A 7,596-nucleotide genomic window follows, 5' to 3' on the forward strand; every position below is an offset into this window, starting at 1 on the left:
CTCGAGTGAAGCTCAATCTCTTCACTGAGCCCTATTGGGGGCCGTTTAAGGGTTAAGCCAAGAGGGCCCGGCGGAGGTTGCCGCCACTGCGCTCGAGGACCTCGGCCGCCTGCTCTGCATCCAGCGAGCGGCGGGCCATCACCAGGGCCAACTTCACCGAGCCAGCACTGGCTTCAAGCAGAGCTCGTCCCTGCTCGCGGCTCACGTTGGCGAGATCCGAGAGGATGCGAAGTGCCCGATCCTCCAACTTGCTGTTGGTCACGGCAACATCAACCATCCGGTTGCCGTAGACCTTCCCCAGGCGAACCATCACGCCGGTACTGAGGATGTTCAAGGCCATCTTCGTCGCGGTCCCGGCCTTCAGACGGGTGGACCCGGTCAGGACCTCGGGGCCGGTGAGCAAGCGGATATCGATGTCACAGGGCATCGGCACCTGTTCCGCAGGGACACAGGCCATGGCGATGGCGAGGGCACCAAGGGAACGGGCATGGGCCAGCCCACCATGGACATAGGGGGTCGTGCCCCCTGCTGCAATGCCGACCAGGGCATCGCCCGAGCCAAAGCCGCGCGCTTCGAGGTCAGATCGTCCGGCATCAAAGAGGTCCTCCAGACCCTCAGAACTGCGCAAAAGGGCCGGAGCACCACCGGCCAGAACACCCTGCACCAACTCCGGTGCGCTGCAGAAGGTCGGGGGACATTCCGCTGCATCGAGGACTCCAAGCCGGCCCGAAGTACCTGCACCGAGGTAGAAGAGGCGCCCGCCCGCCTGAAGCCGCTGCGCGATCGCGTCGATCGCTTGTGCAAGGGCAGCAGCGGCTCCAGCCACAGCCTCTTGGGGCTTGCGGTCCTCAGCAACAAAGACGCCAACAAGGTCTTCAGTACTCAGCGCATCCAGTTCGCTGCTGGCGGGATTGACCTGTTCAGTCAGCAGGTGCCCCCGCTGCACATCCTCAAAGGCGCCTGGGCTCACAGCAGACCCTCAAGGCGCCGGCGAAAGGCTTCCAATTCGCTGTCGCCGGTACTGATGGGCTCTTCCGTCGGGACCAAGGGAGCCTCCGCGGTTTGCGTGGTCTCCTGACCTGGCTCGGGTTGATCCCGCCAGGTTGTGGTGTCCATATTTTTCTCTGGAGGAGCAATCAGCAGGCGCTCCTCGGCGGTCTGCGGCAAGAAGCCACTCGGGACGAAGCGCGCTTCGTAGCCAGCGCTGGAGCAGAACTCCTCCATTTCGCGACGCTCGATCGCTTCAACGCTTGGGGTGGGGAAATCCTGCGCCTCCAGCAATCCGGCATAGCGCTCGGCATCGTCACGGTCCTCAAAGAGCAGAACGACGGTGGAACCATTGAGTTCCAGAGAGTGAATGCCCTCGTTCTCGCTGCCAGCGTCAAAGAGCAGAACGTGAACCGACATCCAACGCGCACGGGTCAATCACCAGTGTCTCACTGATTCACCGAGCGTTCGCGCTCACCTTCAATTTCCTCTGCGAGCTGTTGCAGCCGGCGGTACAGCGCTTCCTCCGCCTCAGTCAGCCCCTGAGGAACGACCAGGCGGATTTCAACAAGTTGGTCTCCCCGCTGCTCCATCCGCGTCAAGCCGCGGGATCGCAAACGCAGCAAACGACCACTGGAGGAGCCGGGAGGGATGCGCAGCTGCACGGGGCCGTCAAGGGTCGGGACCACAGCGGTGCAGCCCAAGGCACCCTCGGCGGGGGAGAGCTCCAATTGGTAGTGAACCCTTAGACCATCAATGCGCAGGCCCTCGTCGGTGCGCACCCGTAGCTGCAGAAAATGATCTCTGCCCCCCGGGGCGACCCCGGCGAGGCGTAGTCGCCAACCGTCCCCGGCCATCGGCGGAGTCCACACCTCGATCGCCGTTCCATCGGGAAGGTCCAGCTCCACCCGTACGCCCTCGAGGGCCTGCTCAGGGGTGAGATTCACCACCGACTCGAGCTCCTCGCTGGCCACCACCGGAGGGGGCGGCGGTGGCACGGGTGGCGTGACCTCGCCAGTGCCGTACTCCCGAAAGGGCTCCGGTTCCGGAGCGGAGAAGTCCTCATCAGCGTCCTGGTGACGTGGACGTCTGCGCTCTCGATGAAAGAGAACATCGAGATAGTCCTCGAAGTCAGGAAAGCCCGTCGCAAAGGGATCCAGTCCGGCCGAGGCGGCCGTCGCTTCGTCGAGACCGGCTTCCCACTGTTGACGCCGTTGCGGGTCACTCAAGACCGCATAGGCCTCGTTCACCGCCTTGAACTGCTCTTCGGCATGGGGATCATCCCCGTTTAAATCGGGGTGCCAGCGGCGTGCCTGTTGACGAAACGCTCGCTTGAGCGAAGAGGCGTCAGACCCTGGGTCCAGTCCCAGAACGGCCCAATGATTAATGCTGCCCGGTTCGGACATCACAGGACTCACCTCCGTCAGTCCTCAGCCCAGGGATCTCCCTCGTAGGAGCCGTGATTCGGTGTCGTCGGGGTGGTGGTGGGCCTGCGGTCAGCAAAGCGCTCCTCACGGGGCTGCTGGCGAGGCTCGTCATAGGCATCCTCGTAGGGATCAGCGGGTTGATAACGCTCCTCGAAGTAGCCATTGGACTGGTCATAACGACGGGCCGGTTGCAGCTCCCTCTCCCGGGGGCTTGGAGGCTCTTCCCAGCGCGGGCGGGGGGGATCAAACCGATCGAGGCTTGGACGATCCCAACGGTCTTCCTGCCAACCGCCGCCGTAGCGGGGCTCGCTCCAGGGATCGCGGGAGCGTCCTGGGCGGTCCCAGTCATCCCAGTCGTCTTCAGCGAAGAGCTCGTCCTTGAGGGAGCCCAAGGTGTTCTTAATGCCCTGGATTGGATTGGCGTCCTGTTTGCGTTCGCTCGCGAGTCGGCGGTTCAGTCCATAGATGGCCTCCTGAAGCTGACTCACGCTGATGTCGAGTTCGCTGAGGTCTCCATCAGCCAACATCTCCTGGACGTCGCGCATGGCGACCTCAACGGCTCGCTGCTGGCGTTCGGCGCCATAGGGACCGAGCTCGAGAGCAGCGTCTCTGAGCCTGCGCTCGGCTTGTCCCACCAAGGTCTGAGCGCGATTGCGCCGATCGATCTCGGCCCGTTTGCGGCGGTCTTCACTGGCCTTCTCCTCGGCCTCCGCAATCAGGGTTTTGATCTCGTCTTCACTGAGATTGGAGCCGCCCTGGATGCTGACGCTCTGCTGACGGCCGGTGGTCCGATCCGTCGCCGAGACCTGGAGTAATCCGTTGGCATCGATGTCGAACGAGACCTGCACTTGAGGCACGCCCCGCGGTGCTGGGGGAATCCCGGACAGCTTGAAACGACCAAGACTCTTGTTTCCATCGGCCATCTGACGCTCGCCCTGGAGCACATGGATCTCGACGGAACTTTGGTTGGCTTCCGAGGTGCTGAAGAGATCGCTCTTGCGAACAGGAATAGACGTGTTGCGCGGAATCAGCACCTTCATCACTCCACCGATGGTTTCCAAACCAAGGGAGAGGGGAGTGACGTCATTGAGCATCAGATCCCGGAGTTCGCCGGTCAGGATTCCGGCCTGTACAGCGGCACCAATCGAGACGACCTCATCGGGGTTCACCGACTGGCAGGGCTCCAGCGGTACGAGGGTTCGCACCATCTGCTGCACCATTGGCATCCGCGTTGATCCGCCAACGAGGACCACATCGTCGATGTCCTCCGCGGCAAAACCGGAATCGCGAAGCGCCCTCTGAACCGGTCGAAGCAGGCGATCCAGCAGATCGGGGCAGAGGCCCTCAAAGGTGCTGCGCTCGAGGGTGGTCTCGATATGGAGAGGGCCGTCCTGACCGGTGGCAATAAACGGAAGAGAGATCGGTGTGCTTTGAACACCACTGAGTTCGATCTTGGCCTTCTCAGCCGCCTCAGTCAGGCGTTGGAGTGCCTGGCGATCCCGGCGCAAATCGATCTCATGCTCCTTTTGGAAGGCATCGGCCAACCAATCAACAATGCGGCGATCCCAGTCGTTCCCGCCGAGTTGCGTGTCTCCACTTGTGGCCTTGACGTCAAAGACCCCCTGAGCAACACGCAGGATTGAGACGTCAAACGTGCCACCGCCGAGGTCAAAGACCAGCACGCGCTTGACGGTGCTTCGGTCAAAGCCATAGGCCAGTGCCGCTGCAGTGGGCTCATTCAGGATCCGCTCGACCGAAATGCCGGCCAAGCGACCAGCGTCACGGGTGGCCTGGCGCTGGGCATCATTGAAATAGGCCGGGACCGTAATCACCGCGGCCTCCACCGGTTCACCCAGATAGGTGCTGGCGTCATCCACCAACTTGCGCAGCACGCTGGCAACCAGCTCTTCAGGGGCGTACTCCCGTTCCGTGGCGGGGCAGACCACCCGGACATTGCCCTGATCGTTGGCTCGAACCGTATAGGGAACGCTCAGGCTGCCGTCATCCAGCTCATCCCACTGGCGGCCAACGAAACGCTTGAGGTTGGCGAAGGTGTTTCTTGGGTTGAGAACCAGCTGACGCCGGGCCAACTGACCCACCAGCAGCTCCTGGTCCTTGCTGAAGCCAACAACGGAAGGGGTGGTACGGCCCCCCTCGGCACTGGCGATCACCTGCGGACGCCCACCTTCGAGCACCGCAACCACGGAGTTGGTGGTTCCCAGGTCGATTCCAACGATCCGTGCCAACTGCGTTCCTGCGCCCTGGGGCCATCCACGTTGTGCCCCAAAGCTAACGGCAGTGGGGGCTGAGGGATAGATTCCTAGGAGGTTAAGAACCCCATGGCCAGGAGTCCGCGCCTTGAGCTCTTCGCCTTGCGGCGTCGGTCTGCCGCTGAACGGGCGACCGATCGGGGATTCCAGCAACTCGCCGTTGCCCTGGCTGGGGCGGTGGGTCTGTTGGTCTTCGCGATTCTTCTGACGGTCTTCACGGGGGCCTGGGAGGCCATCCAGACCTTTGGGCTCTCCTTCATCACGACCTCGGACTGGGATCCGATCAGTGAGCACTACGGCGCCTTCACCGCCATCTACGGAACGCTGGTCAGTTCAAGCGTGGCGCTGCTGATCGCCGTGCCCCTTGGGGTGGGCACTGCCATTTTTTTGACTGAAAACATCATTCCCAAGGCCATCCGCGAGGTCCTGGGGGTGATGGTCGAACTGCTGGCGGCCATTCCCTCAGTGGTCTTGGGGCTTTGGGCGATCGTCGTGATGGAGCCCTTCCTTCGCCCTTTCCTGACGGATCTCCACCGCTACCTGGGCTGGATACCGCTGTTTTCGACAGAACCCCAGGGCCCCGGCATGGCGCCAGCGTCCCTGATCTTGGTGGTGATGATCCTGCCGATCATTACGGCCATCTCCCGGGACGCCCTACGGCAGGTTCCCGATGGCCTGCGCCAGGCGGCCTATGGCATCGGTACCACCCGCTGGGGAGCAATTTTCCAGGTCATGCTGCCGGCTGCCATTTCTGGCATCACCGGAGGAGTGATGTTGGCGTTGGGGCGGGCCATGGGCGAGACCATGGCGGTCACGATGATCATCGGCAACTCCAACAACTTCAGCTTCAGCCTGCTTGCGCCAGCCAACACGATTTCTTCAATGCTGGCCAACCAATTTGGTGAGGCCGATGGCATTCAGGTGTCGGCCCTGATGTATGCGGCCCTGGTTTTGATGCTGATGACCTTGCTGGTGAACCTATTGGCCCAGCAAGTGGTGAAGCGACTGAGCCTGAAGTACTGAGCCATGACCCTTTCTCAATACGACAGCCTTCGTTACCGCAACGGCCTGGCCCGCAATCTTTGGAATCGGATCTTCACCACGGTTGCAGCACTCTTCACCGGACTGGCGGTCCTTCCGCTCGTGCTGGTGCTGGTTTATGTGCTGCTCAAGGGCGGCTCGCTGATCAATTGGCAGCTCCTCACTGAATTGCCACCCCCTCCGGGGCTCGATGGCGGCGGCATTGGTAACGCGATCGTTGGCACCCTGTTGATTACGGCCTTGGCCAGCTTGATCGCCATTCCCGTGGGAGTTGGCGGCGGAATTTACCTGGCGGAGTATTCACGCTCTGGCGGCTTCGCCCAGTTCGTGCGTTTTGGCACGAATGTGCTTTCTGGCGTGCCGTCGATCATCTGCGGCGTCTTTATCTATGGACTCATCGTCAGCACCCGGGTCATTGCTGGCCAGAGCTACAGCGCCGTTGCGGGGGGGATGGCACTGGCTGTGCTGATGATTCCCACGGTGATCAAGACCACCGATGAAGGACTGAAGCTGGTGCCCCAGGAACTCCGCTGGGGTGCCATGGGCGTTGGGGCTTCGAAGGTCGTGACGATTACGCGGGTCACGCTTCCTGCGGCCTTCGCACCGATCGCGACGGGTGTTGTCCTGGGGATCGCCCGGGCAGCGGGCGAGACAGCACCGCTGATCTTCACAGCTCTTTTCTCACCGTTCTGGGCCGATGGGGTACTCAACCCAATCGCCTCGATGTCGGTGCTGATCTACAACTACGCGATCATGCCCTACGAGGCCCAAATCTCCTTGGCTTGGGCGGCCTCCTTCGTCTTGGTGATGATGATCCTGTTGGCCAATCTGCTGGCCCGCTGGATCGGGCGCCTCTCCAGCACCTGATCTGGGCCCTTCCCTCTGCTTTCTCAACACGTCTGAGCACCACGATCGTGATCTCCTCCCCCCCGGCCAGCCCCAACGTCAGCAGCAACGGGGTTTGCCTATCCCTGCAGGATGTCTCGATCAGCTACGGCAGCAAGGAAGCCGTTCGGGGGGTCTATATGGAGATCCCGCGCGGCCAGGTCACGGCCTTTATTGGCCCCTCCGGCTGTGGCAAGAGCACGGTGCTTCGGGCCCTGAACCGGATGAACGACTTGATCGACGGCTGTTCGATCAAGGGTCGCGTCGTCTTCGATCAACAGGACATCTATGCCCGGCACGTTGATCCGGTCGAAGTGCGCCGGCGGATTGGCATGGTCTTCCAGAAACCCAATCCGTTTCCGAAAAGCATCTACGAGAACATCGCCTTTGGTGCCCGCGTGAATGGTTACCAGGGCGATATGGACGAACTCGTAGAGCGCTCTCTGCGCAAAGCGGCTCTCTGGGATGAGACCAAGGACAAACTCAGAGAAAGTGGCTATGCCCTCTCAGGCGGCCAGCAGCAGCGCCTCTGCATCGCAAGGACCATTGCCATTGAGCCCGAGGTCATCTTGATGGATGAACCTTGCTCAGCTCTGGATCCGATCTCCACGTTGAAGATCGAAGAAATGATGCATGAGCTCAAGAAGAACTACACGATTGTGATCGTGACGCACAACATGCAGCAGGCCGTTCGCGTCAGCGATTACACCGGTTTCTTTAATGTCAGCCAGCGCAGTGACCGCGAGAGCAAGGTTGGAGCGCTCGTTGAATTTGCAGAGACGGAGCAAATCTTTAATGCTCCTAAAGAACAGGCTACCCAGGACTACGTCACCGGCCGTTTTGGCTGAGTTCGTTCAAAAATTGGCATGAAAAAGCCGCTCAGAGAGCGGCTTTCCAAACGGAGAGGGAGGGATTCGAACCCTCGATAGAGTTGCCCCTATACAGCATTTCCAGTGCTGCGCCTTCGACCACTCGGCCACCTCTCC

The 7,596-nt window shown here is 61.4% G+C and carries 7 protein-coding genes and 1 tRNA gene; 3 read left to right on the forward strand and 5 right to left on the reverse strand.

Annotation, left to right across the window (positions count from 1 at the left end; genetic code table 11):
• Window positions 1–52 precede the first annotated feature (52 nt).
• From murQ to dnaK, 4 genes are read right to left on the reverse strand one after another with little or no spacing between them, the layout of a single operon-like run.
• Window positions 53–970 carry an N-acetylmuramic acid 6-phosphate etherase gene (gene murQ / locus QZ184_RS08675; RefSeq protein ID WP_296419112.1) on the reverse strand — a complete coding sequence of 306 codons (918 nt, stop codon included), beginning with the start codon at window positions 968–970 and terminating at the stop codon, window positions 53–55.
• Entirely contained in the window at window positions 967–1,407 is a 441-nt protein-coding gene (locus tag QZ184_RS08680) for a DUF3110 domain-containing protein (RefSeq protein ID WP_010317068.1), read from the reverse strand. Before QZ184_RS08680 ends, murQ begins: the two co-directional genes overlap by 4 nt.
• A 29-nt stretch (window positions 1,408–1,436) precedes the next feature.
• A complete protein-coding gene (locus tag QZ184_RS08685; RefSeq protein WP_010317069.1) occupies window positions 1,437–2,393 on the reverse strand; it encodes a DnaJ domain-containing protein in 957 nt (318 codons plus the stop codon).
• A gap of 17 nt (window positions 2,394–2,410) precedes the next feature.
• Window positions 2,411–4,660 (reverse strand): molecular chaperone DnaK, encoded by a 2,250-nt coding sequence (dnaK, locus tag QZ184_RS08690; protein WP_296415092.1) that lies wholly within the window; start codon window positions 4,658–4,660, stop codon window positions 2,411–2,413.
• A 93-nt stretch (window positions 4,661–4,753) separates the two neighbouring features.
• On the opposite strand from dnaK, the gene pstC reads away from it, so the two are divergent.
• From pstC to pstB, 3 genes are read left to right on the forward strand one after another with little or no spacing between them, the layout of a single operon-like run.
• Window positions 4,754–5,707, forward strand: a complete 954-nt coding sequence (gene pstC, locus QZ184_RS08695; RefSeq protein ID WP_247478518.1) for a phosphate ABC transporter permease subunit PstC — start codon at window positions 4,754–4,756, stop codon at window positions 5,705–5,707.
• 3 nt (window positions 5,708–5,710) lie between these two features.
• Window positions 5,711–6,592 (forward strand): phosphate ABC transporter permease PstA, encoded by an 882-nt coding sequence (gene pstA / locus QZ184_RS08700; protein ID WP_296419115.1) that lies wholly within the window; start codon window positions 5,711–5,713, stop codon window positions 6,590–6,592.
• Window positions 6,593–6,639: 47 nt separating this feature from the next.
• Entirely contained in the window at window positions 6,640–7,458 is an 819-nt protein-coding gene (pstB, locus tag QZ184_RS08705) for a phosphate ABC transporter ATP-binding protein PstB (RefSeq protein WP_247478520.1), read from the forward strand.
• 51 nt (window positions 7,459–7,509) lie between these two features.
• On the opposite strand, the gene QZ184_RS08710 is transcribed toward pstB, so the two are convergent.
• Window positions 7,510–7,596 (reverse strand) — tRNA-Ser (locus tag QZ184_RS08710).

The sequence above is a fragment of the Vulcanococcus sp. DEBay_Sum22DG08_74 genome (assembly GCF_017852955.1).
Classification (GTDB): Bacteria; Cyanobacteriota; Cyanobacteriia; order PCC-6307; family Cyanobiaceae; genus Vulcanococcus.

Coding starts and splice junctions, on each gene's coding strand:
- QZ184_RS08680 (WP_010317068.1), bottom strand. CDS start 1,407: ATGTCGGTTCACGTTCTGCTCTTTGACGCTGGCAGCGAGAACGAGGGC.
- QZ184_RS08685 (WP_010317069.1), bottom strand. CDS start 2,393: ATGTCCGAACCGGGCAGCATTAATCATTGGGCCGTTCTGGGACTGGAC.
- pstC (WP_247478518.1), top strand. CDS start 4,754: ATGGCCAGGAGTCCGCGCCTTGAGCTCTTCGCCTTGCGGCGTCGGTCT.
- pstA (WP_296419115.1), top strand. CDS start 5,711: ATGACCCTTTCTCAATACGACAGCCTTCGTTACCGCAACGGCCTGGCC.